Origin of the sequence: Paucibacter sp. B51, assembly GCF_027863535.1 — a bacterium.
Lineage (GTDB): Bacteria > Pseudomonadota > Gammaproteobacteria > Burkholderiales > Burkholderiaceae_C > Paucibacter_A > Paucibacter_A aquatilis.
The window spans coordinates 1025010-1048626 of record NZ_JAPIVN010000001.1 but is presented as its reverse complement, the minus strand read 5'-3'; the positions used below and the strand labels follow the sequence as shown (position 1 = coordinate 1048626).

The 23617-nt window shown below is 64.0% G+C and carries 18 protein-coding genes; 14 read left to right on the top strand and 4 right to left on the bottom strand.

Annotation, left to right across the window (positions count from 1 at the left end; genetic code table 11):
* Positions 1-117 precede the first annotated feature (117 nt).
* From OOB33_RS04480 to OOB33_RS04470, 3 genes are all read left to right on the top strand, one after another.
* The gene (locus tag OOB33_RS04480; RefSeq protein WP_271007819.1) at positions 118-2661 is read left to right on the top strand and encodes a TonB-dependent receptor; all 2544 of its coding nucleotides are present in this window, start codon (positions 118-120) and stop codon (positions 2659-2661) included.
* Positions 2662-2937: 276 nt separating this feature from the next.
* Positions 2938-4137 carry a trans-sulfuration enzyme family protein gene (locus OOB33_RS04475; RefSeq protein WP_271007818.1) on the top strand — a complete coding sequence of 400 codons (1200 nt, stop codon included), beginning with the start codon at positions 2938-2940 and terminating at the stop codon, positions 4135-4137.
* Positions 4138-4188: 51 nt separating this feature from the next.
* Entirely contained in the window at positions 4189-4752 is a 564-nt protein-coding gene (locus tag OOB33_RS04470; RefSeq protein WP_271007817.1) for an OsmC family protein, read from the top strand.
* Here the strand turns inward: OOB33_RS04470 and OOB33_RS04465 are convergent.
* Positions 4739-5224 (bottom strand): Lrp/AsnC family transcriptional regulator, encoded by a 486-nt coding sequence (locus OOB33_RS04465; RefSeq protein WP_271007816.1) that lies wholly within the window; start codon positions 5222-5224, stop codon positions 4739-4741. The genes OOB33_RS04470 and OOB33_RS04465 overlap by 14 nt on opposite strands.
* Positions 5225-5366: 142 nt before the next feature.
* On the opposite strand from OOB33_RS04465, the gene OOB33_RS04460 reads away from it, so the two are divergent.
* The 6 genes from OOB33_RS04460 (at position 5367) to OOB33_RS04435 (ending at position 14154) form a co-directional block, all read left to right on the top strand.
* Positions 5367-6623 (top strand): methionine gamma-lyase, encoded by a 1257-nt coding sequence (locus OOB33_RS04460; RefSeq protein WP_271007815.1) that lies wholly within the window; start codon positions 5367-5369, stop codon positions 6621-6623.
* Between the two features lie 30 nt (positions 6624-6653).
* The gene (gene mdeB, locus OOB33_RS04455; RefSeq protein WP_271007814.1) at positions 6654-9341 is read left to right on the top strand and encodes an alpha-ketoglutarate dehydrogenase; all 2688 of its coding nucleotides are present in this window, start codon (positions 6654-6656) and stop codon (positions 9339-9341) included.
* A 1-nt stretch (position 9342) separates the two neighbouring features.
* On the top strand, positions 9343-10737 hold the full coding sequence (gene aceF / locus OOB33_RS04450; RefSeq protein ID WP_271007813.1) for a dihydrolipoyllysine-residue acetyltransferase: 1395 nt from the start codon (positions 9343-9345) through the stop codon (positions 10735-10737).
* 13 nt (positions 10738-10750) lie between these two features.
* Positions 10751-12562, top strand: coding sequence for a dihydrolipoyl dehydrogenase (lpdA, locus tag OOB33_RS04445; RefSeq protein WP_271007812.1), 1812 nt, complete (start codon positions 10751-10753; stop codon positions 12560-12562).
* Between the two features lie 112 nt (positions 12563-12674).
* Entirely contained in the window at positions 12675-13355 is a 681-nt protein-coding gene (locus OOB33_RS04440) for a DsbA family oxidoreductase (RefSeq protein WP_271007811.1), read from the top strand.
* Positions 13356-13413: 58 nt separating this feature from the next.
* Positions 13414-14154 carry a hypothetical protein gene (locus tag OOB33_RS04435; RefSeq protein ID WP_271007810.1) on the top strand — a complete coding sequence of 247 codons (741 nt, stop codon included), beginning with the start codon at positions 13414-13416 and terminating at the stop codon, positions 14152-14154.
* Positions 14155-14355: 201 nt separating this feature from the next.
* Here the strand turns inward: OOB33_RS04435 and OOB33_RS04430 are convergent, their stop codons facing one another.
* Positions 14356-14556, bottom strand: a complete 201-nt coding sequence (locus OOB33_RS04430) for a hypothetical protein (protein ID WP_271007809.1) — start codon at positions 14554-14556, stop codon at positions 14356-14358.
* 258 nt (positions 14557-14814) lie between these two features.
* Between OOB33_RS04430 and OOB33_RS04425 the strand changes: the two genes are divergently transcribed.
* From OOB33_RS04425 to OOB33_RS04410, 4 genes are all read left to right on the top strand, one after another.
* Positions 14815-15384 carry a hypothetical protein gene (locus tag OOB33_RS04425; protein ID WP_271007808.1) on the top strand — a complete coding sequence of 190 codons (570 nt, stop codon included), beginning with the start codon at positions 14815-14817 and terminating at the stop codon, positions 15382-15384.
* 253 nt (positions 15385-15637) lie between these two features.
* Positions 15638-16822: a hypothetical protein gene (locus OOB33_RS04420; RefSeq protein ID WP_271007807.1), complete on the top strand. Its 1185-nt coding sequence runs from the start codon at positions 15638-15640 to the stop codon at positions 16820-16822.
* Entirely contained in the window at positions 16819-17997 is a 1179-nt protein-coding gene (locus OOB33_RS04415; RefSeq protein ID WP_271007806.1) for a caspase family protein, read from the top strand. Before OOB33_RS04420 ends, OOB33_RS04415 begins: the two co-directional genes overlap by 4 nt.
* The gene (locus OOB33_RS04410) at positions 17994-19532 is read left to right on the top strand and encodes a hypothetical protein (RefSeq protein WP_271007805.1); all 1539 of its coding nucleotides are present in this window, start codon (positions 17994-17996) and stop codon (positions 19530-19532) included. Before OOB33_RS04415 ends, OOB33_RS04410 begins: the two co-directional genes overlap by 4 nt.
* A gap of 338 nt (positions 19533-19870) precedes the next feature.
* On the opposite strand, the gene OOB33_RS04405 is transcribed toward OOB33_RS04410, so the two are convergent.
* Together OOB33_RS04405 and OOB33_RS04400 are read right to left on the bottom strand one after the other, a co-directional pair.
* Positions 19871-21259 (bottom strand): IS1182 family transposase, encoded by a 1389-nt coding sequence (locus OOB33_RS04405; RefSeq protein ID WP_271007804.1) that lies wholly within the window; start codon positions 21257-21259, stop codon positions 19871-19873.
* A 385-nt stretch (positions 21260-21644) separates the two neighbouring features.
* A complete protein-coding gene (locus OOB33_RS04400; protein WP_271007803.1) occupies positions 21645-22217 on the bottom strand; it encodes a single-stranded DNA-binding protein in 573 nt (190 codons plus the stop codon).
* Between the two features lie 204 nt (positions 22218-22421).
* Between OOB33_RS04400 and OOB33_RS04395 the strand changes: the two genes are divergently transcribed.
* Entirely contained in the window at positions 22422-23603 is a 1182-nt protein-coding gene (locus OOB33_RS04395) for a sensor histidine kinase (RefSeq protein ID WP_171828588.1), read from the top strand.
* Positions 23604-23617: the final 14 nt, after the last annotated feature.

Genomic DNA, 23617 nt, shown 5'->3' with positions numbered 1-23617 from the left:
AATCAGTTCGCGACTCCCCTAAGTCATTGATTTTTCTTGTCGATTTTGCTGGCACGCCTCCTGCGTTGTCAGAGCTTGTGGCCGCAGAGCCATGTACCCAGCACATAGGAGACAGCAATGAAATGCAAACAAGGAATCCGTCCGCCCTGGCCGGGCCGACGATTGGGCTTGCTGATGGCCAGTGCCCTCGTTGGGGGCCAGGGCCAGGCGGCCGACAGCAGCGGCCAGCCGATCGAGCGGCTGGAGCGCATGGTGGTCACCGGCTCGAACATCAAGCGCCTGGCGGGAGAGGGCGCACAGGTGGTCCAGATCATCACGGCCGCTGAGATTCAGCGCTTGGGAATCCAGAGTGCAGGCGAGCTTCTGGACAGCATCACCAGCAATGGTGACGGCAAGATCAGTGAAGTCAATACCAATACCTTCACCCCAGGCGCATCGGGCGCGTCATTGCGAGGACTGGGCGCGAACGCCAGTCTGGTCCTGTTGAACGGCCGTCGGGTGGCCTACTACGGCTTCGTCAGCACCTCGACTTTTGTCGACCTCTATTCGATTCCCTGGGCCGCGCTCGAGCGGGTGGAAATCCTCAAGGAAGGTGCCTCAGCCATCTATGGCACCGATGCAATCGGCGGCGTCATCAACTTCGTGCTCAAGCGCGATTTCAAGGGCGCGGAAGTGGCGGTCAGCGCCGGCCGTTCGCTGACCTTCAAGGACATGGACTACCGCTCGGCCAGCCTGATCACGGGTAAGACCGAGGGCAAGCTCAACCTGTTGGCCGCCTTCGACCATTACCAGCGCGACGGTGTCATGCAATCGGCTCGGCCGGTCATGTATGCCGACCAGACCGAGCAGGCGCTGGCGGTCGGCTACCAGCCGGCCGACATCGGCTACATCAGCCAGAAGTGGGGCGACAGCACGCCGGCCTTCAACCGCCTGGTGAGCTACGCCAACACCGGCAACAAGTGGAATGGCAGCAGCTATCAGTCCACCGGTGCCTGCAATCTCGGTTCGGACAAGCTCAATGCCGCAGGCACCTGCATGCACAGCTATTCCGACGATATGAGCTATATGCCCTCGCAGAAGCGCAGCAGCGGCTTCGCCCGGCTGAACTGGGACTTCGCCGAGAGCAGCAGCCTGTTTGCTGAAGCTTCGCTGAGCCGCAGCGAGATGGAGATGGACTACATCCCCACCAGCACCTACACCCTGAACAACAACTACTTCCTGGCCGGCCAATGGGGCAATAGCGCCAGCACGCCGGTTTACTTCCGGCGCCTGTTCTGGGAGATGGGGCCGCGCCGGCGTGTCACGCAGAGTGATTCCTACCGCTTTTTGATCGGCCTCAGGGGCGACCATCAGGGCTGGGATTGGGAAAGCGCTCTCGGCATCGCCCGCACCGACACCAGCATCGTCGGTACCGGCTATCTGAACATTGCCGAAGCCAAGAAGCGCATTGGCAGCATGGATGTGTTCAAGGCCTTGTCGCCCGAAGATGCCGCCGCCATCAGCGGCGAGTCCAATCGCGCCGGCGACAGCCAGTTCCTGTTCGTCGATGCCCGGGCCTCGCGCGAGCTCGCGAAATTGCCGGCCGGGCCCCTGATGATGGCCCTGGGCGCCGATCTGCGGCACGAGGAAATGAGCGACGGCACCGACGAGCGCACCAATGCCGGCGAGATCCTCGGCGGTGGCGTGCGGCGACCGATCTCGGGCCAGCGCAGCCAGTCGGCGCTATACGGCGAGCTGTCGGTGCCGGTGCTGTCAGGCCTGGACTTTCAACTGGCCCTGCGCTCCGATCGCTATCAGGGCTTTGGCAGTACCACCAACCCCAAAGTGGCCTTCAAATGGATGCCTGACAAGCGCTTCATGGCCCGTGGCTCCTACAGCACCGGTTTTCGGGCACCCTCGGTGCCTGAGCTGCGCGGGGAATATGAGTACTGGTCCACCGATTCGAACAACCAGACGATCAAGATCCGGGTCGACAACGCGCCCGAGCTCGGCCCGGAACGGTCCAAGAACATCAATCTGGGCCTGGGCTTCGAGCCCGCGCCTGGCTGGCTGATCGGCCTTGATGCCTGGCTGGTCCATCGGAACAACGAGGTCTATTTCCCTGGCCCGCCGGAGTTGCCGCTGTCCATCATCGACAAGGGCCCGGAAGGCGTGCCGATCTGGATCTACCGGCCCTACAACGCCGGCGAGACCAAGGTGCAGGGCGTGGACATCGATCTGCGCGGCCGCATCAAGCTGGACACCTGGGGGCAGATCTCGCTGTCCTCGGTGTCGACTTATCTCGACCGTGTGCTGCGGGTCAATGCGCAGGGCGAACCGCAGGAAGTGGCTGGTGAATGGGGCAACCCCCGCTGGCGCAACAGCAGTTCGGCCTGGTGGAGCATCGGCAGCTGGGGCGCCGGCCTCAGCCTGAACTTCCGCGGCAAGTTCAAGGCCTATTACCAGGTGCGGGATGAGAGCTTGTACTTGCCTGCCTTTTCCACCCTGGACATGAGCATGAGCTACAGCGGTTTCAAGGGCATCAAGCTCAGCGGTGGCATCAACAACATTGCCGGCAAGCGCCCACCCTTCGAGCTGAACTATGCCCAGAGCGGTGCCAACTATCTGGACAACTTGAACGGCCGGCGCCTCTGGCTGCGGGCTGGCTACAGCTTCCACTGAGGGGGAGGTGATGAGCCGGCCGCCCCAGCCAGAGGGGGCGGCCGGCGGGGTGCTGACGCGCCATCACCCCAGACCCTTCGGTCTCACCTGTCGCCCCTTCCTCCTCTCTTCTTCTTCCGTCGTTTTTCCCTCCCTTTGAGCTAACCCTAGGAACCCATGGAATCCAAAGAAAAACCTCACGGCCCTGTGCGCGGCGATCCGCGAAGCTCATCTCCCCTGGACAACGCCCCGCGCTGGGCCGATGAGCTGAGTCGCCCGCGTCAAGCAGGCCCTTTCATGCAGCACCCGCCGCTGGCGGGGCTGTCGGCCAGCACCTTGGCCGTGCATGCGGGCACCAAAGACGATGCCACGACCGGAGCGGTCGGCACGCCGATCTACCAGACCTCGACCTTCTTGCTGGAGGAGAGTCAGTACCAGGCCATCGAGGAAGGTTTTGCCCGTGACCGGTTCATCTACACCCGTTATGGCAACCCCAGCCAATGGTCGGTGGAGCAGAAGCTGGCGGCGCTGGAAGGCGCCGAGTCGGCCATGGTGTTCAGCTCAGGCATGGCGGCCATCTCGGCGGCGGTGCTCAGCCTGATCGACAAGGGCGGCCACATCGTCGCCTCCAACGAGCTCTACGGCGGCAGCTATGCCTTTTTCCAGGGCGAGTTGCCGACGCTGGGCATGAGCGTCAGCTATGTGAACCCGCGCGATCTGGCCGCCATCGAGGCGGCGATCCGCCCCAACACACAGATCCTGTTCTTTGAGTCGCTGACCAATCCGCTGCTCAAGCTGGCCGATATTCCGGCCATTGTCGAGATCGCCCAGCGTCACGGCGTGCGGGTCATCATCGATGCAACCTTCACCACGCCGATTGGCATGAAGCCGCTGGAGATGGGCGTCGATGTGGTGGTGCATTCCGCCTCCAAATACCTCAACGGGCACTCCGACCTGATTGCCGGCGTGGCCTGCGGCTCCCGCAAGATGATCGACTCCATCTGGCCGCGTCGCCTGTCCTACGGCGGCAGCCTCGACCCCCATGCCTGCTTCATGCTGGAGCGTGGCGTCAAGACCCTGGCCGTGCGCATGCGTGCACATGCGGAAGGCGCGTTGCGGGTGGCGACCTGGCTAGAGAGTGTGGCTCGGGTGCGGCGCGTGCATCACCCCGCCCTGGCCTCGCACCCTGACCACGCCCTGGCGCAACGTCTGCTGAAGAACGCCGGCGGCATGGTCTGTTTCGAGCTGGATGGCACGGACGCCCAGGCTGTGCGCATGCTGAATGCGCTCAAGCTCGCCAAAAAAGCCACCAGCTTGGGGGGCGTCGAGACCCTGGTCAGCTTGCCTTTCAACACCTCGCATGCAGCCTTCACCGGCGCACAACGCGAGCGCATGGGCATTGCGCCGGGCTGCGTGCGCCTGTCGGTGGGCATCGAGGATGCGGCCGATCTGATTGCCGATCTTGAGCAAGCCATTGCGGCTGCCTTCGCCGACTGACACCCACCGAATCCGACTCCAGCTGGCTGAGGCCAGCTGCCTTTTCTTTCATTGAACACCAAGGACAAGAACATCATGCGCAATGGCATTCCCGTCGCCGGCATCTCCGAGCTGGTCGAAGAAATCCGTCGTGACCCCAAGCAAGGCCTGTTGCAATGCGGCGTTGGCATCGACTGGCAGAACGGCACACGTGGCGAGGTCAAGACCTTGCCACTGCAGTTCGGCGCCCACCAGGTGAGCCGCGACTTCAGTTGGATCGTCGACGAACCGCGCCAACTCGGTGGCGGCAATCATGGCCCCTCGCCGCAGGAGCTCCTGCTCTCCGGCGTGGCCGCCTGCATCATGGTTGGCTTCACGGTCGGTGCGTCCATCATGGGAGTGCAGCTGGAAAGCCTGCGTGTCGAAGTTCAGGGCGAGCTGGACCTGGCCGGCTTCCTCGGCATCACCGATGCCTCCACGGTGCCGCTGAAATCCATCAACTATCAGATCTCGGTGGCCGGTGACGGCAGTGCCGAACAGTTCGAAACGCTGCGCCGCGAGGCGGTGACCCACAGCCCGAACGCGATGACGGTGTTCAAGGGTGTGCCTCTGAACGGCACGCTCAAGATCTCTTGAGCGATTCGGGAATCGGCAGCTGACGCTCTGACTTCACCGCCTTCAGCGAAAAGCTTGAGTGGATCTCCTTGACGCCCGGCAGGGCTTGCAAGGTGTTGCGCGCGAACTCTCCAAAGGCGTTGAGATCGGCCGCTACAACTTCGAGCAAGAAGTCGTAGCGGCCCGACACGTTGTGACAGGCAATGATTTCTGGGATCTCGGCCAGCCTGGCCTCGAAGGCGCGGGCTACCTCCTGGGTGTGGTTGCCCATCATCAAGGACACAAAGGCGGTGACCCCGTAGCCGAGTTGCACGGTCGACAGTCGCGCCTGATAGCCCTGGATATAGCCGGTTTCTTCCAGCTGCTTGACCCGGCGCCAGCAGGGTGAAGGCGACAGGGACACCCGCTCGGCCAGTTCTGCCACGGTCAGGCGGGCATTGGATTGCAAGGCCAGCAGCAACTCGCGGTCAATTCGATCAAGTGAATCGCTCATGGGAAAAATTTGTCTCTGAATTTGTATTTTTCAGCTGAATCATCCATCGGAAACGATTTTCGTGGCAATAAGTGCAAGCACTTTCCTCCTCTAGAAAAATACGATTTCAGACGCAAAAACCATTTTTCCAGGAGACAAGATCATGCAGAACCCGTCCAAAAAGCTCGGCTTTGCCAGCACCGCCATCCACCACGGCTACAAGGCCGAAGACCACCAAGGTGCCTTGGTACCGCCGATCTACCTGACCTCGACCTTCACCTTCCCGACCGCGGAATATGGCGGCGCCTGCTTTGCCGGCACGGAGGCTGGTCATTTCTACACCCGCATTTCCAACCCCACACTGCAGCTGCTGGAGCAGCGCGTGGCCGCGCTGGAGGAGGGGGCGGGTGCCATCGCCTTCGCCTCTGGCATGGGCGCCATCACCGCGACCTTGTGGACCTTGCTACGCCCGGGCCAGGAGATCCTGGTCGACAAAACGGTGTACGGCTGTACCTTTGCTTTCCTGAACCACGGCATGGCGCAGTTCGGCGTCAAAGTCACCCATGTCGACATGGGTGATTTGCAGGCCCTGGCCGAGGCACTGAACGAGCGCACCCGGGTGGTCTACTTTGAAACACCGGCCAACCCGAATATGCGCATGGTGGACATCGCGGCCGTCGCCGCTCTGGCCAAGACGCAGGGTGCTTTGGTCGTGGTGGACAACACCTACTGCACGCCCTATCTGCAAAAGCCCCTGAAGCTGGGTGCGGATGTGGTGGTGCATTCGGCCACCAAGTATTTCAGCGGCCACGGTGATGTGACGGCCGGCGTAGCCGTTGCGGCCGATGCCGAGTTGGCACTGCAAATCCGCCTGGTCGGGCTCAAGGACATGACGGGCGCCGTGATGTCGCCGCAGGACGCGTTTCTTTTGCTGCGCGGCCTCAAGACCCTGGCCTTGCGCATGGACCGCCATTGCAGCAATGCCATGGCCTTGGCCCGCATGCTGGCCGCGCACCCCGCCGTCGAGCGTGTCTATTTCCCTGGCCTGGAGAGCGACCGTTTCCACGCATTGGCCAAACGCCAAATGCGCCAGTTCGGCGGCATGTTGGCCTTCGAACTGCGCGGTGGCGTGTCTGCCGGCATGCGATTCATGAACGCGCTGCAGATGGTGGCGCGCGCCGTCAGCCTCGGCGACGCCGAATCCCTGGCCCAGCATCCGGCCAGCATGACTCACAGCACCTACACGCCTGAAGAGCGTGCGGCCCACGGTATCTCCGAGGGCTTGGTGCGAATTTCCGCGGGACTGGAGGACGAGCACGACCTGCTCGCCGATGTGCGACAAGCCCTGGACACCCTGGGCGCCGCCAGTTCCGCACCTACACCCCCCGCGGCGCCGCCGGCCATGGCCTGCAGCGCCTGACATCAGATTGTTCCGCAGGAGTCCCACCTCATGAAACCTATCCTTTCGGCCCGAGAGCTCGCGCACCTGCGCCAGGCCGCCGACACCGATCCACAAGAAACGCAAGAGTGGCTGGAAGCGCTGCGCGCTGTCATTGAGGCCGAAGGGAGCGAGCGCGGCCTGTTCCTGCTGGAGCAGCTGGAAGCCCAGGCCCAGAACCTGGGGCTCTTCCCACACGCCCATCCTTACTCAGCCTACCGCAACACCATTGCGCTGGACAAGCAGGGCGCCTATCCGGGCGACCTGTCCGTGGAGGAAAAGCTCACCGCCATCATGCGCTGGAATGCTCTGGCCATGGTGGTGCGGGCCAACCAGGCCTATGGTGAGCTGGGCGGGCATATTGCCAGTTATGCCTCGGCGGCCGAGATCTTCGAGGTCGGCTTCAACCACTTCTTCAAGGGCGACGGCGAGGGCAGGGATGCCGATCTGGTGTTCTTCCAGCCGCACTCCGCGCCCGGCGTTTACGCGCGAGCCTTCCTGGAAGGCCGGCTCAGCGAGGAGAACCTGGCCCGCTACCGTCAGGAGGTGGACGGTGGCGGCCTGTGCTCCTACCCGCACCCCTGGCTGATGCCGCAGTTCTGGCAGTTCCCCACCGGCTCCATGGGCCTGGGGCCCATCACGGCCGTCTACCACGCGCGCTTCATGCGCTATCTGCAGCACCGCGGCCTGGCCCAGACCCAGGGCCGCCACGTCTGGGGCGTGTTCGGGGACGGCGAGATGGATGAGCCCGAATCCATCGCCGGCCTGACCCTGGCCGCGCGCGAGCAGCTCGACAACCTGACCTTCATCGTCAACTGCAATCTGCAGCGCCTGGACGGTCCGGTGCGCGGCAACGGCCAGATCATCCAGGAGCTCGAAGCCCTGTTCACCGGCGCCGGCTGGAACGTGATCAAGGTGTTGTGGGGCTCGGACTGGGACGCGCTGTTCGCCCGCGACACCGACAACGTGCTGCTGCGCGCCCTGGCCAACACGGTGGACGGCCAGTACCAGACCCTGGGCGCCAAAGACGGCGCCTACAACATCGAGCACTTCTTCCGCCAGAACCCCGAGGTGCAGAAGCTGGTCTCGCACATGAGCGAGGCCGAGATCGACGCGCTCAAGCGCGGCGGCCACGACTTCCGCAAGCTGCATGCCGCCTTTGCCGCCGCCAAAGCGCACAGCGGCCGCCCGACCGTGATCCTGGCCAAGACCAAGAAGGGCTATGGCATGGGCGGCGCGGGTGAGTCGCGCATGACGGCCCACCAGTCCAAGAAGCTGGACCTGGACGCGCTGATCGCCTTCCGCGACCGCTTCGCGTTGCCGCTGTCCGACGCCGATGTCGCCGCGCTGCGCTTCTACAAGCCGGCCGATGACAGCGCCGAGATGCAGTACCTGCGCGAGCGCCGCGCGGCCCTGGGCGGCGCGCTGCCGGCGCGCAAGCGCGAGGCGCCTGCGGTGCCTGTGCCCAGCCTGGAGACCATGGGCGGCTTCGCGCTGCAGGCCGAGGGCAAGGAGATGTCCACCACCATGGCCGCGGTGCGCATGATCGGCGCCTGGCTGAAGGCGCCCGAGCTGAGCCCGCGCGTCGTGCCCATCGTCGCGGACGAGGCCCGCACCTTCGGCATGGCCAGCCTGTTCCGCCAGATCGGCATCTACTCGCCGCAAGGGCAGCAGTACGAGCCCGAGGACGCCGGCTCCATGCTGTCCTACCGCGAGGCCACCGACGGCCAGCTGCTGGAAGAAGGCATCACCGAGGCCGGCGCGCTGTCCTCCTGGATCGCTGCGGCCACCTCGTACTCGGTGCACGGCCAGCCCATGCTGCCGATCTACATCTACTACTCGATGTTCGGCTTCCAGCGCGTGGGCGACCTGATCTGGGCCGCTGCCGACCAGCGCGCCCGTGGCCTGCTGCTGGGCGCGACCGCCGGGCGCACCACGCTGGGCGGCGAAGGCCTGCAGCACCAGGACGGCTCCAGCCTCGTGATGGCCGCCATGGTGCCCAACTGCCGCGCCTGGGACCCTGCCTTCGCCGGCGAGCTGGCCGTCATCCTGGACCACGCCACGCGCCGCATGATGGTGGAGCAGCAGGACGAGTTCCACTACGTCTGCGTGATGAACGAGAACTACGCCCAGCCCTCGCTGCCGGCCGAGGCGCACGCCGACCTGCTGCGCGGCATGTACCGCCTCAGCCAGCAGACGGTGGCCGCGCCCAAGGGCGAGGTGCGTCTGCTGGGTTCCGGCACCATCCTGCGCGAGGTCATCGCCGCGGCCGAGCTGCTGGCCAGTGACTGGCAGATCGCCAGCGAGGTCTTCAGCGTCACCAGCTTCAGCGAGCTGGCGCGAGATGCCCGCGAGTGCCAGCGCGAGCGCCGTCTGGGCCTGAGCCAGGCGCAAAGCCATGTGCAGCAGCTGCTGGCCGGCAAGTTGCCGGTGATCGCCGCCACCGACTATGTGCGCGCCTGGCCGCAGCTGATCGCCGAGTACGTGGGCGCGCCTTACAGCACCCTGGGTACCGACGGCTTCGGCCGCAGCGACACTCGCCAGAAACTGCGCGAGTTCTTCGAGGTGAACCGCCATCAGGTGGTGCTGGCCGCGCTGCAGAGCCTGGTGGACGCCGGGACCCTGACGCCCGATGTGCTGGCCCAGGCTCACGCCAAGTACGGTGTCAAGGCCGCGTCTCAATCGCCCTGGAGCTGCTGAAATGAATGCACCGCAAACACAAGCCCCGGTGATCGAGTTTCGCGTGCCGGACATCGGCGACTTCAAGGACGTGGCGGTGATCGAGCTGCTGGTCAAGCCGGGCGACACCGTCAAGGCCGAGCAGAGCCTGCTGACGGTGGAGAGCGACAAGGCCTCGATCGAGATCCCCAGCCCGGCGGCTGGCGTGATCCGCTCGCTGGCGCTCCAGCTGGGCGACAAGGTGTCCATGGGCAGCCTGATCGGCAGCATGGAGCTTGCTGCGGGCGGCGCCGCGGCGCCGGTCAGTCCGCCCACGGCGGCAACAACTGCGCCGGCTGCCGCGCCGTCCGCGCCGGCACCCGTTGCAGCACCTGCGGCAGCAGCTGTTGCGGCGCCGGCTGCGGCACCTGTTGCGCCCCCCGTGCTGAGCGCGCCTGCCGCCATGCCCGCGCACGAACCCACAGCTCCGCAAGGCCCGCTGCCGCACGCCAGCCCCAGCAAGCGCAAGCTGGCGCGCGAGCTGGGCGTGCCGCTGGCCGAGGTCAAGGGCAGCGGCCCCAAGGGCCGCATAGTCGAGAGCGACATCCAGGGCTTCGTCAAGGCGGTGATGGCCGGCACGGCGCAGACCGCGGCGCAGAAGGCGGCCGCGCCCGCAGGCAGCGCTGCTGGCACTGGGGCCTTCCCCGGACTGCTCGCCTGGCCCAAGGTGGACTACGAGAAGTTCGGCCCGGTGGAACGCAAGGAACTGGGCCGCATCAAGAAGATCAGCGGCGCCAACCTGCACCGCAACTGGGTCACGATCCCGCACGTCACCAACCATGACGAAGCGGACATCACCGAGCTCGAAGCCTTGCGCGTGCAGCTCAACAAGGAGAACGAGAAGAGCGGCGTGAAGGTCACGATGCTGGCCTTCATGATCAAGGCCGCGGTCGCCGCGCTGAAGAAGTTCCCCGAGTTCAACAGCTCGCTGGACGTGGACGGCACGCTGGTGATGAAGCACTACTTCCACATCGGCTTCGCGGCGGATACGCCGAGTGGCCTGGTGGTGCCGGTGATCAAGGACGCCGACCAGAAGGGCATCTTCCAGATCAGCCAGGAGATGAGCGAGCTGGCCAAGAAGGCTCGCGAGGGCAAGCTGGGCCCGGCCGACATGAGCGGGGGCTGCTTCAGCATCAGCTCGCTGGGCGGCATCGGCGGCAAGTACTTCACGCCCATCATCAACGCGCCCGAGGTGGCCATCATGGGCGTGTGCAAGAGCAGCATGGAGCCCAAGTGGGACGGCAAGGCCTTTGTGCCGCGCCTGATCCTGCCGCTGTCCCTCTCCTGGGACCACCGCGTGATCGACGGCGCCGCTGCGGCGCGCTTCAACGTCTACTTCGCGTCCTTGCTGGCGGACTTCCGCCGCATCGCACTTTGATCGGGAACACAGCATGGCATTGATTGAAGTGAAGGTCCCGGACATCGGCGACTTCAAGGACGTGGCGATCATCGAAGTGCTGGTCAAGCCCGGCGACACGGTCAAGGCCGAGCAGAGCCTGATCACGGTGGAGAGCGACAAGGCCTCGATGGAGATCCCGAGCTCGCATGCCGGTGTCGTCAAGGAGCTGAAGGTGGGCCTGGGCGACAAGATCAACCAAGGCACGCTGATCCTGATGCTGGAGGCGCCGGCCGTTGCCGCAGCGGCAGCAGCGCCCGCAGCAGCGCCTGCCACTGCGCCCGTGGCTGCACCCACGGTGGCCACCCCGCAAGCCGCCAGCTATGCCGGCAGCGCCGATGCGGAGTACGACGTGCTGGTGCTGGGCGGCGGCCCCGGCGGCTACTCGGCCGCCTTCCGCGCGGCCGACCTGGGGCTCAAGGTCGTGCTGGTCGAGCGCTATGCCACCCTGGGCGGTGTGTGCCTGAACGTCGGCTGCATCCCGTCCAAGGCCCTGCTGCATGTGGCTGCGGTGATGGACGAGGTCAGCCATATGGCCGATCTGGGCGTGGACTTCGGCGCGCCCAGCGTCAACATCGACAAACTGCGCGGCCACAAAGAGAAGGTCATCGGCAAGCTCACCGGCGGCCTGGGCCAGATGGCCAAGATGCGCAAGGTCACGGTCGTGCGCGGCTACGGCAGCTTCATCGACCCCTACCACCTGAGCGTGGAAGAGACCACCGGCAGCTCGCAAGAGAAGACCGGCAAGACCCAGACCCTGCGCTTTAAGCGCGCCATCATCGCCGCCGGCTCGGCGGCGGTGCGCCTGCCCTTCTTCCCGCAGGACGAACGCATCGTCGACAGCACCGGCGCTCTGGCGCTCAAAGCGGTGCCCAAGAAGATGCTCATCGTCGGCGGCGGCATCATCGGCCTGGAGATGGGCACCGTCTACAGCACCCTGGGTGCACGCCTGGACGTGGTGGAGATGATGGACGGCCTGATGCAAGGCGCCGACCGCGACCTGGTCAAAGTCTGGGAGAAGATGAACAAGCCCCGCTTCGACAAGATCATGCTCAAGACCAAGACGGTCGGGGCCGAAGCGACGCCCGAAGGCATCAAGGTGCAGTTCGAAGGCCTGGATGGCACGAAGAGCGAAGGCCTCTACGACCTGGTGCTGCAAGCAGTGGGCCGCACGCCCAACGGCAAGAAGATCGCCGCCGACAAAGCCGGCGTGGCTGTGACGGACCGGGGCTTCATCAACGTCGACATCCAGATGCGCACCAACCAGGCGCACATCTTCGCCATCGGCGACATCGTGGGCCAGCCCATGCTGGCGCACAAGGCGGTGCACGAGGCGCATGTGGCGGCCGAAGTCATTGCCGGCGAGCTGCAGGGCAACAAGGAGCTGGCATCGGCCGCCTTCAACGCCCGCGTGATCCCCAGCGTGGCCTACACCGACCCCGAAGTGGCCTGGGTGGGCCTGACCGAGGAGCAGGCCAAGGCCCAAAGCATCAAGGTCAAGAAGGGGCTGTTCCCCTGGGCTGCATCGGGCCGCGCGATTGCCAACGGCCGCGACGAGGGCTTCACCAAGCTGCTCTTCGACGACAGCCCCGAGGCCCATGGCCACGGCAAGATCCTGGGCGGCGGCATTGTCGGCACCCACGCTGGCGACATGATCGGCGAGATCGCCCTGGCCATCGAGATGGGTGCCGACGCGGTGGACATCGGCAAGACCATCCACCCGCACCCCACGCTGGGCGAGAGCATCGGCATGGCGGCTGAAGTGGCGCATGGCAGCTGCACGGATGTGCCGCCGGCGCGGAAATAAGGCCGCTTCACGGCCGTTCTGACACGGCCAGTGCTGACCCTTGAGCGGCAATCGAGCGCTTAAGGGGTTCTGGCACTTCGTCTCCCTTGACCTTCACAGAGAGAGCATTTCCTTGAAAACCGTACACGTTGAGCTTTGGTCGGACTTCGTCTGTCCCTGGTGCTGGATCGCCAAGCGCCGCCTGGAACAGGCCGCTGAGCGCCTCACCGGGCAGGTGCAAGTCACGGTCACCCACAAGGCCTACCGCATTGCCAAGGGCATGGCGCCGAACGATTTCGGCGCTGCACTCAAGATGAAGTTCGGCAGCGAACAATCGGCACGTCAGATGATGGCCGCAGTGGCCGAGCAGGGTGCCAGGGAGGGCCTGGTCTACAACTTTGACACCATGCGCTTCGGGGACACGCGGGATGCCCATGCGCTGGTCAAGCACCTGGACAGCGAAGCCGCACGTCAGACGATGATCGAGGCCTTGTCTTTGGCCAGCATCACCCAGGGTCGGGACATCTTCGACCGCGAAGTGCTGCGCAGCATTGCGTCACAGCAAGGCCTCTCCGAGACGCAGGTGGCGGCCATCGACTTCGACCGTTCGCGCGAGATCGAGCAAGACGAGAAACACGCCAACAGCATTGCGAATGGCGTGCCGCTGTTTGTCTTCAACAACAAGGCCTATCTGTCGGGTGCCCAGCCAACGGACATGTTCGTCGCCGCACTGAATCAGGTGGCCACGGAATCACCGGCCCCCATGGACTCGGCGCAAGGCGCAAGCTGCGGGCAGGACGGGTGCCAGATCTAGCCAGCATGACCGAGAGCTCTTCGCTTTCCTGCGCGGATTGTTCGTAGCCAAGAAGGATTTGGACACCCTCCGGTCGAAGTTCCTGTCGATTGACTACCCAGGAAACCAAAAGATCCCAGAGGGAGGCGAGGACCACTACGTGTTCGCAGGAGAACCAGGCCACCGCAATAGCTTCGCGCGGCATCTTCTGAAAAACAATGACCTATACAGGCGGCAGATGGCGGAGGCGTTCGATGATTACGAGCGCGACTACAGCGCCGGTGAGAAACAATCTCTCACCATCAAGATCGCCTCCATGTCAGGCGCGGCAGTGGACGACGAAGACGCTTCCGTCCTTGAGTTCGATGTGCCGACCACCCGCCATGTTCCGGGTGTCCGACTAGAGCTGCCGTCTGTCGGATTTGGGTGGGAGTCCTACCACTCGACACTCAACACTTTTTCTGGCTTCCAGATTCCGGCGCCGAGCCTCATCCAACGTCTTGGCCTTTCCTGCCGCAATCGCGAAGTCGACTTCTTCGATGCGAACGGTCGCCCCGCAACTCTCTACAGGCAAGCAGGCGAAGGCCACTTTGGCGACAAGCACAAGCTGCTCTACGTCCGAGCGGATCTGCTTCGCCGGTACCTGAAGGAGACTCGCCAAGTCCTCGTCTGGTGCAATTGGGGCGAACGCGACTGGCTGAAGAAGATGGATGGGTACAACTTGATCCCCAACGAGGGCAGGCAGCGAGTCTTTCAAACTCACGCGCACATCCACCGGACCTTTTCGCAATGGTTCGCCAAGGATTGTGTAGTCCTATAGGCCGCACCTTGCTCCGAGTGCTGCGCTCGCCGCGCATCGTTAAGCCAGTGCCCGCCGCTTAGAAGCAGGTACTTGTATCCTGACCATTGGCCGGTTGGTCGTGCATTTCTGCCGGTCGCCCCGACCGACGTGCGACCGCAACCGCTGCGGAGCAGCAATTCGCCAGGACGCTCCCGGTTGATTGGAACAGCAACACCGGGCCTAGCAAACCAACTCCGAATTCCACTCTTGCATTGCCAGCTCCCACGCTCCCCAGGTGGACTCTGTCACTTCAAGGCTGTGAAGCGCTTCAGCGCGTTCTTTCGCCTCAAGGCGTAGCTCAAGCAGTGATTCAGTTCGCCGCAATGCCTTGAGCAATGCTGAAGTGAATTTGTGGCCGACGGGTTGGCGGGCGGTGTGCATGCAGTTCTCCTACAACGATGGCAGAAGCATCCGCGATAGCTTGCAGAGCATCCATCCCACCGGGGTGTGCCCTCTTTAGGGGGAGTAGGGCTGAGGCGCCGGAGGGTCTGAATCTCGGCCTTCTCGACGGCTCAAGCATTCAGATCCACAGCTGCTCGAGTTCGAAGTTCAGCGCAAATAGTTCGAACTTCAGCGCAAACCGACATCCAATGCCTGCATGTCATCAAGGGGATGTTGCGTGGCGTGGGGAATCTGGACATGGGATATGTCTGGTCGGCAGCATCGACAGCCCTCTTCCTGATGATCCATAAGCGATCCGGTCGAGGAATCGAGGAAGCAAGCGCGACTCATCCAGCCCCTCTTGACCGATGGCTCGTGTCGCTCGAGATGCTCCTGAAAAGTGAGCGCTGCAAGGCGTTCAATCCCGACACCTCCCAGATCGCCGCTGGCTTTCACCAGGTCGAGACGTTCTGGCATCGACACGGTCTCCTGGGCGACGGGCAAGCATCGGCAGGAGCCGCAGGCGTTGGGGGAGTTGCTAACGCTGATGCGGAGAGCATCTTGATGACCAGACGCATGTTGGAGGCCGTCGCACGAATCAACGTGACATTGAAAGGGCTGCGAAAGATCGGGCCCACTTTGAACGCCATCGGTGCGTACCGCGTCCAGGCGGCTTCCCGTTACCGCGATGACCATCGCGCGGCCGCGCATGAGGCACTCGCGCAACAACTGAGAAACGGCCCCGTTCGTCGGGAACCAGCGCCCGTACAAATTGGCAGCGACCTGGCTGTCGCCGGTCCGGCGGCGCGGATCGCAGGTGGCTCGTGACGTTGCAGCGCTAGCAACCAGAGGCCGAGCAAAACGAAGTCAACACCTCATCATCGCTGGCAGCGTCGGGCGGTCGAAACTAACCGCATCTCACGAGCGGAATTCAAGCGTCATCCTTTCGTTTGATGATGCCTTTGCACCATCGATCAATGAGTTTTGCTGAGCGTTCGAGACCGTGGCAACATGATCCCGGAAAACAACTCTGCGGCCGGAGCCTGCTCAAGGCCGGGACATCGATTACAGGGAGCCCCGCATGCCCATAGTGTTCATCCATGGCGTCAACAATCGAGATGGAGACGCTTACCGGGAAAACGAGAAGGCGCGAGATGGATTTCTGCGCGAGTACGTGGCGCCGGCACTCGGGTTGAGTGCTGACAAGCTCACGGTCATCAGCCCCTACTGGGGCGAGTTCGGCGCAAAGTTCGCCTGGAACATGGCGGTGCTGCCGGACTCGTCCACGAAGGTCGCATCCTTTGGGGCCGACCAGGAAGCGCAGGCCCGCGCGCGGGTGGCCGGCTTGCTGGCCGAATCGAATCAGAGTGGGGATCTCGTCACGCTGGCTAAGATCGATCTATCGGCCGCCGTGGACCTCCTCTATGCCTCGGCGATGGCGGGCGCCAAGTCGGAAGACGAAGCACGGTACCTGGCTAGGTCGTACGAGCTGGCCAGCGAGTACGCCAAGGTCAACCCGCAACCGGCCTGGCTCGCGACCGCTGGCCCGAAGAACTTTGCCGATCTGCTCGTGAGCAGCTCCAAGGCCGGCGTGGTGCAGAGCTTCGGCCCACTGAGCAAGATCCTTGACTCGATTAAGGAAGGCGCGTCCCGCCTGGTCAACGCTGCGCCGGAGGTCGCGACTGGGGTCGCGGGCCTGCTTCTGCGCAAGAAGCTCAATACCGCCGTCACCCGCTTCGCCGGTGATGCGTTCGTTTACCTGAACAGCCGCGGCACGGTCGACGCCCCCGGTCCGATAGTCACGACGGTGTTGACGGCGCTGCGTGCGGCCCAGGCAAAGCGCACCGAGGACGACAAGCTCATCGTCGTCGCGCACAGCTTCGGGGGGGAGATCGTCTACGACATCCTGACCTACTTCGACCCGACCCTGAGCATCGACTGCCTGATCACTGTGGGCTCCCAGGTCGGTCTGTTCGAGGAGATGAAGCTGTACAAGGTGAGCGATCCCAAGATCCCGGCCGACCCGAAGAAGGACCACGTGGCTCGCCCCAAGGGGATCAAGCGCTGGCTCAATGTGTTCGACACCAATGACGTCCTCAGCTACCAGCTCAAGCCTGTCGTCGATGCCGTGACCGACTTCAGCTACGACACTGGCTACAGCACGATGGGCGCCCATGGCGGCTACTTCGAGCGCCCAAGCTTCTACAAGCGCATGGCCGCGCGCCTGAAGGAGGCCGATGCCGCCGCCGGAGCCGGCGCCCAGTGACGCTCCTGCTGAACAACGCGGTAGCCGGCCAGGCAGGCACGCACGTGCTGACCATCGGTGTCGGGAAGTACCCCCATCTGCTGAACGGAACGGCCAAGCTCGCTGCGGACCCGATGGGACTCGAGCAACTCGAGTCTCCTCCGGTCTCGGCCAAGGCGCTGATCGACTGGTTTCTATCGCCGGTCGCCGGCGCGGGGGTGTTCGAGAACCCTGACGCGCCACTGGCCTCGATCGAAGGCCTCGCATCGGCCGAGCAGCCGGTGGTCATCGCCACGCCGGCTGGCCCGGTCACGCTCGACGAGGCGACGCAGGACGCCATCCAGCAGGCGTTCGAGGACTGGCTTGACCGCCTCAAGAGCCATCCTGACAACGTCGGCATCTTCTACTTCTGCGGTCACGGCGTGATGGTCTCCGACCATTACCTACTCGCGCAGGAGTTTGGCCACTCCGCACAGCCGTGGACAAAGGCCTTCAACGTCTCGCTGACGGTGCGCGCCGTCGAACGAGAGATCCAAGGGTCAGTCTTCTTCTTCATTGACGCCTGCCGCAACATCCCTCGCGCACTTGCCATGACGCTGGGGGCCCAACCGCCGCCGCTGCTGCCGGCGGACCTTGGCACGGATGTGTCGCGCAAACATGTCACCGTGATTCACGCTACCGGTGAGGGGCAGCTCGCCTTCGCGCCGCTGGGTCCCACAGTGTCCAGGTTCACCTCCGCGCTCATTTGCGCGCTGTCGGGCTACTGTGGCACCAAGGACCCGGGCCAAAAAACCTGGACGGTGGACGGCGACAACCTGTCGGTGGCAGTGCGAACTCTGCTCGCGCAGAACGAACCGGACCTAGCCGACGCGAGCAACAACAAGCAGGTTTCCGAGCAACTGGTCACAGGCCCGGTCGTGCCGCTCATGCGACGAGCCTTCGTGCCTAAGGTCAAGGTTCGCCTAGACCTGGCGCCGAGCCAGCGACGAGCGCTGTACGAGATGTACCTCGAATCGTCCAAGGGTAACAAGCGAGTCGCGCAGACGCTGGTCGATCAGGTCTTCAAGGTGGAGCTCCCGCGTGGCATCTACGAGGTCGGCGCGCTGGACCCCGCCGGCGCTCTGCCCCAGCTCTTGCACGCCGACGAGGAGTTGGAGCCCCCGATGTACCTTTTCACGATGAAGTCGCAGCCATGAAGCACATCGTCGTATTGCTGGACTACCCGAGCGACGCCCGTCTGCTCGAACAACACCAGGATCCGGGCGCAGCGCTGCCGGTTAAGGTGCTGGACGCCGACGGCGCCGTGCTGACCGTCGGTTCCGCGCGCGCGCGTGAGCCGTCCCAGCTGAGCGTCCCGGAAGAGGTCCAACTTGCCTTCGTGCGCTTGAGCTGGCCGTCCGGGCGCACCGTCACGCAACGGGTGGACATGAGTAACCCATCGGGCACGGGCACCTATACAGTGGTCTTCGAGCCGACGCATGCATCGGCCAATGAATGGTCGGCCTGGGCCATTCCCAAGCTCAACCCACGCAGTCGCCTGGCCAGTCCGCAAGCAGACCTCGATCTCGGTATGGACGAGTTCTCGAAGGTGTGGCTACGCCTCTGGAAGTTTGAGGGCGGCGAATGGAACCGGGTGTCCGTGGAACCCTTGGAGGCACACCGCAGTCGCTCAGCCTGGCAGATGGATCTGCAGCTGGACGCATCGAACTGGCTGATGCAGATCGGGGGCTCCAAAGTCACGTGGCGCTTTGTCGCTCTGCCCGGAAACGGGCGCGCGCGCGTGCTGATCACGCCCAAGGACTCGAGCGATCCGCGAGCGGATGAACTTAAGGTCGTCGTAACCGGCTTCCGCTCCGGTGCGGAGACACTGCTTGAGTTCCTGTCCCGTGACGCGATCCGATCGATGAACGCCGTTGCCGATCCGGTGCAGGTCGCGCGCGAGCTTCTCCGCACCAAGTTTGATGATCCCGTCGGTGCGGTGGCCGCCGCCTACTTCCTGCTGCGGGTCGATGCGGCGGATCAAGTACCCCTGAAGTGGTTCGAGAACCTGTCGCGCTACTTCCGCTGGCTGCCCGATACAGCTATCGTGCATTGCGCCCGGCTGCTGCGCGATGGCCGCCGTACGCACACGGCGGATTTCAACCCGCTCAGTCTCCTGCGAGAGAGCCTGTCTAACGGCTGGCCCGTTTTCACCGAGGGCGTCAATCTGTTGCAGGAAGCCGCCTCGCTGCTGGGCAACTCGCTTCTCGACGCTGATCCTCTGGCCTTTCACAAGGTCCAGGCGCTCGGCGCTGGCAAAGGTTGGGCCGGAGCGATCACCAGCTTTTACGGACGATATCCCGGGGAGCCCGACGTGCTGCGATGGGCAGGCATGCCGCGGGCCCCGCGCCGCCGGCAGATCATCCCGCAGCTGGTCAAGTCGCGGCTACCGTCGGACGCCACGTTGGATTTCGCGACAGAGTTTCTCCAAGGGTTGCCGCGGCTCCAGATCGAGCGCGCTCAGACCTTGCCTCCCTTTCCTCCCGTTGAGATCCCATCCACCCAAACTCCGTCCGCCCAGATCCCTTCCAGCCTGACACCTGCCGTTCAAATCCCCTCAGCCAGTACGCCAGTCGTTCAGATCTCGTATGTTGGCGAGTCCATTGGGTTTCCCACGACAACCGGCAGGTCCAAGCGTGTGCGACGTCAGCAGGACGACGGCGAGTTCCTGCTCGGGAGTGTCGCCCCCTAGTCAGACGCTCGCCTTCTATCAGCGAAACGGATAGAACTGGGCTCGCTGTGGGCCGAGTGCCATGCCCGAGCTAACACTTCGATAGGCCCCCCACGTACCCTTCATCCAGACCGATCAAGGACCTGCGAGGTCTTGTGATGAGTGACCGCTTGCCACAGAACAGGAGCCTTACGTATGCATGAGGCGAAGGGCTGCAACGGGTCTATTCTGTTGAAAAAGTCGCTGATCGGCTCGAAGGCGACGTTGCGGAAGGGAAGGCGAAGGCGCTCAACTCACCTTTTCTTCGTCTGAACCAGGTCTTTCGACCCGGTTTTGAGGTTAATCGATGGGGTTTCGCCTCAAGCGGGCGTAGCTGTGCCTTGAGTTGGTGGACCTTGCGGCACCCGCATCGCCAAACGACGCAGGTTTTGTACTGCCGCAGCCATCGTGAACTCGTCCATCGCGCCACTAAGTCCTCGCAGGCGCAAGCGATCCAGCCGCAGGATTCGCTTCAGGTGGGCAAACAGCATTTCCACCTTCTTGCGTTGGCAACGTGAGCACTCGTACTGTTCGGTGGTGGCAATCTTGCGCCCTACGTCCCGTACGGCTTCGTGAACGCTGCGAACGATCTTGCGCATAGGGGTGGTGGGGCAGCAGCGCTGCTTCTCGGGGCAGTTGGCGCAATCTTGTTGGCTCGCACGGTAAATCACAGTGTCGGCCTTGGTGATGTGACTGCGCTCAATCTTGAAGACGCGCCACTGGCTGCGCAGCGGGCGACCTTGTGGGCAGGTGTATTCCTTGGCCTGCTCGTCCCAAGTGAACTCGTTGCTTGAGAGCGTGCCGTCATCGCGCTGCGTGCGATCCCAGACGGGCACATGGGGTTCGATGCCCTTTTCGTCCACCATCCAACTCAGCATGGGCGCCGTGCCGTAGGCCGTGTCGCCGATCAACCGCTCGGGCTTGAGGCCGAACTGCTCCTGCACTCGATCAACCATCAGTTTGGTCGACTCGACCTCGGCGGTGCGGTGGGCCGGCGTGGCCTGGACATCCATGATCACGCCATGCTCGGCATCGATGAGGTAATTCGTCGAGTAGGCGAAGAACGCGGGGCCGCCCGTCGCCGCCGTCCAACTTGCTTGTGGGTCGGTCAGCGAAATCTTCTTGGGTAGGACCTTGCCAAGGGCTTCGGCATCTAATCCTTCCAGGTACTCGCGCACGGCGCGTGTGCTCAGTGCTGGATCTTTCCAGTCAACCGACTCGGTGCCAGCCACACCACGCTGGCTGCTGGCATCGGCCTCCACGATGCTGGCATCTACTGCAAAGCCCTCAGCCTTGACGAGGCCGGCTGCCATACAGCGACGCACGACCTCATCGAACAACCAACGGAACACGCCGCTGTCACGGAAGCGCCCATGGCGATTCTTCGAGAAAGTGGAGTGATCGGGTACGGCGTCTTCCAGGCTCAGTCGGCAGAACCAACGGTAGGCCAAGTTCAAGTGCAACTCCTCGCACAGGCGGCGCTCGGAGCGGATGCCATAGCAGTACCCGACGACCAACATGCGCAGCATCAACTCAGGGTCGATGGACGGGCGGCCGATCTGGCTGTAATGCTCGGCCAGGTGCTCACGCAGGCCAGCGAAGTCAAGGCAGCGATCAATGCCGCGCAGCAGATGATTCTGGGGAATGTGGTCTTCGAGGTTGAACGAATAGAACAACCGATCTTGCCCGCTCGCTTGTCGTCCCATCATCTCGGCGCCCTCCAAGATTCGACCTGCTAACACTCAAATTGTACGGTGCACAAGCGGGTCGAGGTAGGGACTTTTTCAACAGAATAAGCCTCGTGAAGCCCTTTCGCATCTAGTAATTGCGACTCTGAGCAAGCAAGCAATGCGAGCAGTACGAACCGAAACGGTTAGTCAGCGTGGCCGGCACCAGCAGGGGGCAGGTCAGTTCCCCTGGCATTCACTGCTGCCTTCAAAAAGCACTTCAGCTGCACCAGAAATTAACACTTTCCCAAAGGTAGCTGCCAACAGCTCAGAGGCTTCATTGGGCCCCATTCATGAGCAACAAGAAAAAAGCCCCAAGCCATGGAGGCGAGGGGCTCTTTGTTTACCGTTGAGGTAAAGGTAGTTCCTAGAACGGGATGTCGTCATCCATATCGTCAAAGCCGGTCGCCGGGCGCGGAGCCGGGGCGGGCGCCGGGCGGGCGGCCGCCGGAGGGCGTGCAGGCGGGCGGGCCGGAGCGCGCGGGGCCGGGGCGTCGCCGTAGTCGTCGCCACCGCCGTAGCCGCCAGCACCGCCGCCGCCACCACGGGCTTCGCGGGCGCCGTAGCCACCACCACCGCCACCACCACCACCTTCATCACCGGAATCGCGGCCGCCGAGCAGCTGCATTTCATTGGCGATGATTTCGGTGGTGTAGACGTCCTTGCCTTCCTTGTCGGTCCACTTGCGGGTGCGCAGGCGGCCTTCGACGTAGAGCGGGCGGCCCTTCTTGCAGTACTGGCCGACGATCTCAGCCAGCTTGTCGTTGAACACCACACGGTGCCATTCGGTTTCTTCCTGCTTTTCGCCGGTCTCGCGGTTCTTCCAATTGCGCGTGGTGGCCAGGCTGATGGTGCAGAAGGCGACGCCGCTGGGGTTGTAGCGCAACTCGGGGTCGCGCCCCAGGTTGCCGATGAGAATGACTTTATTGACCGAGGCCATAGGCGCTGCTCCGCAAGCTGCTGATATCCAAACCCCCGGATTATGCCGCCCCGGCTGCGGGCCCCAGGGCGGGCAAGCCCCAAGGAGCCCTGGGCGGCAAGCGCCCCACCACGCCGGACCGGGGGCGCCGCAGTTGGCGCCCTGCTTCTTGCACTTAGTCAGGACAGGCGCCGGGCGGACCTGGGCATTGCCTAAGATGCCGCCATGGACCGCAGCAGCACCACGCCCCTGAACCCGAGCCAGAGCTGGAACACCGGCAGCCGCCGGCGTTTCTGGCTGGCCTACGGCGGCGCCTGCCTGCTGACCTGGCTGCTTTACGTGGTGGCCGGGCTCGACTACCAGCGCGGTCAGCAGGGCGTGTGGCAGCTCTGGTCGGCCATTTACGAGGCGACGCTGACGCTGTGGGCGCCCATGCTGATGGGCGTCCTGGTCTATCCCTGGGCGCAGTGGCTGCAGGAGCGCGAGTTCGGCCTGCTCAGCCTGGCCGGCCTGCACGGTGCGGCGGCGCTGCTGTTCAGCGGCGGCTGGATGGCCAGCGATTTTGTGCTCGCCAGCCTGCTCTTCGGCCCCGAGCATGCCGAGGCCACGCTGATGCAGACGGCGCTCTGGCGCGCCATCACCGGCGTGTTTGTCTACGTGCCGGTGGCCACCGGCTTCACCGCGGTGCTGAACGCACGCCGGGCGCGCCGCAATGCCGTGGCCGCCGCCCAGGCCGAGAGCGCCCTGGCCCGCGCCGAGCTGGCCGCCATCAGCGGCAAGCTGAACCCGCATTTCCTCTTCAACACCCTCAACTCCCTGATCGCCCTGACCCGCAAGGATGCCAAAGCGGCCGAGCAAGGCCTGCTGCGCTTTTCCGACATGCTGCGCTATGTGCTGGACAGCAAACGCGCCGTCAGCGACCGGGTGACGCTGGAAGAAGAGCTGGGCTTTGTGCGCGACTATCTGGCCCTGGAGTCGCTGCGCCTGGGCCAGCGCCTGAGCGTGGAATGGGCGCTGGACCCGGACACGCTGCAGGACGAGATCCCGCCCCTGACCCTGCAACCGCTGGTGGAGAACTCCATCATCCACGGCATCTCGCCCAGCGTGAAGGGCGGCTGCATCAGCATCAGCTCGCGCCGCGATGCGCTGACGCAAGCCCTGGCTCTGACCGTCAAGGACGACGGTGCCGGCTGCGAACCGGCGCGGCTGAACCAGCCCGAGGCGGGCGACAAGTCCGACGCCAACGGCCTTGCCCCCAGCGGCCACCGCAGCGGCGGCATCGGCCTGGGCGCCCTGCGCCGCCGCTTCGCGCTCGATTTCAACGGCCGCGCCCGCATGCACATCCACACCGCACCGGGTGCGGGATTCCGCGTCGACCTGTGGATTCCCCAGGCCCCGCTTGCTTGATCCTTTTGCTTGAC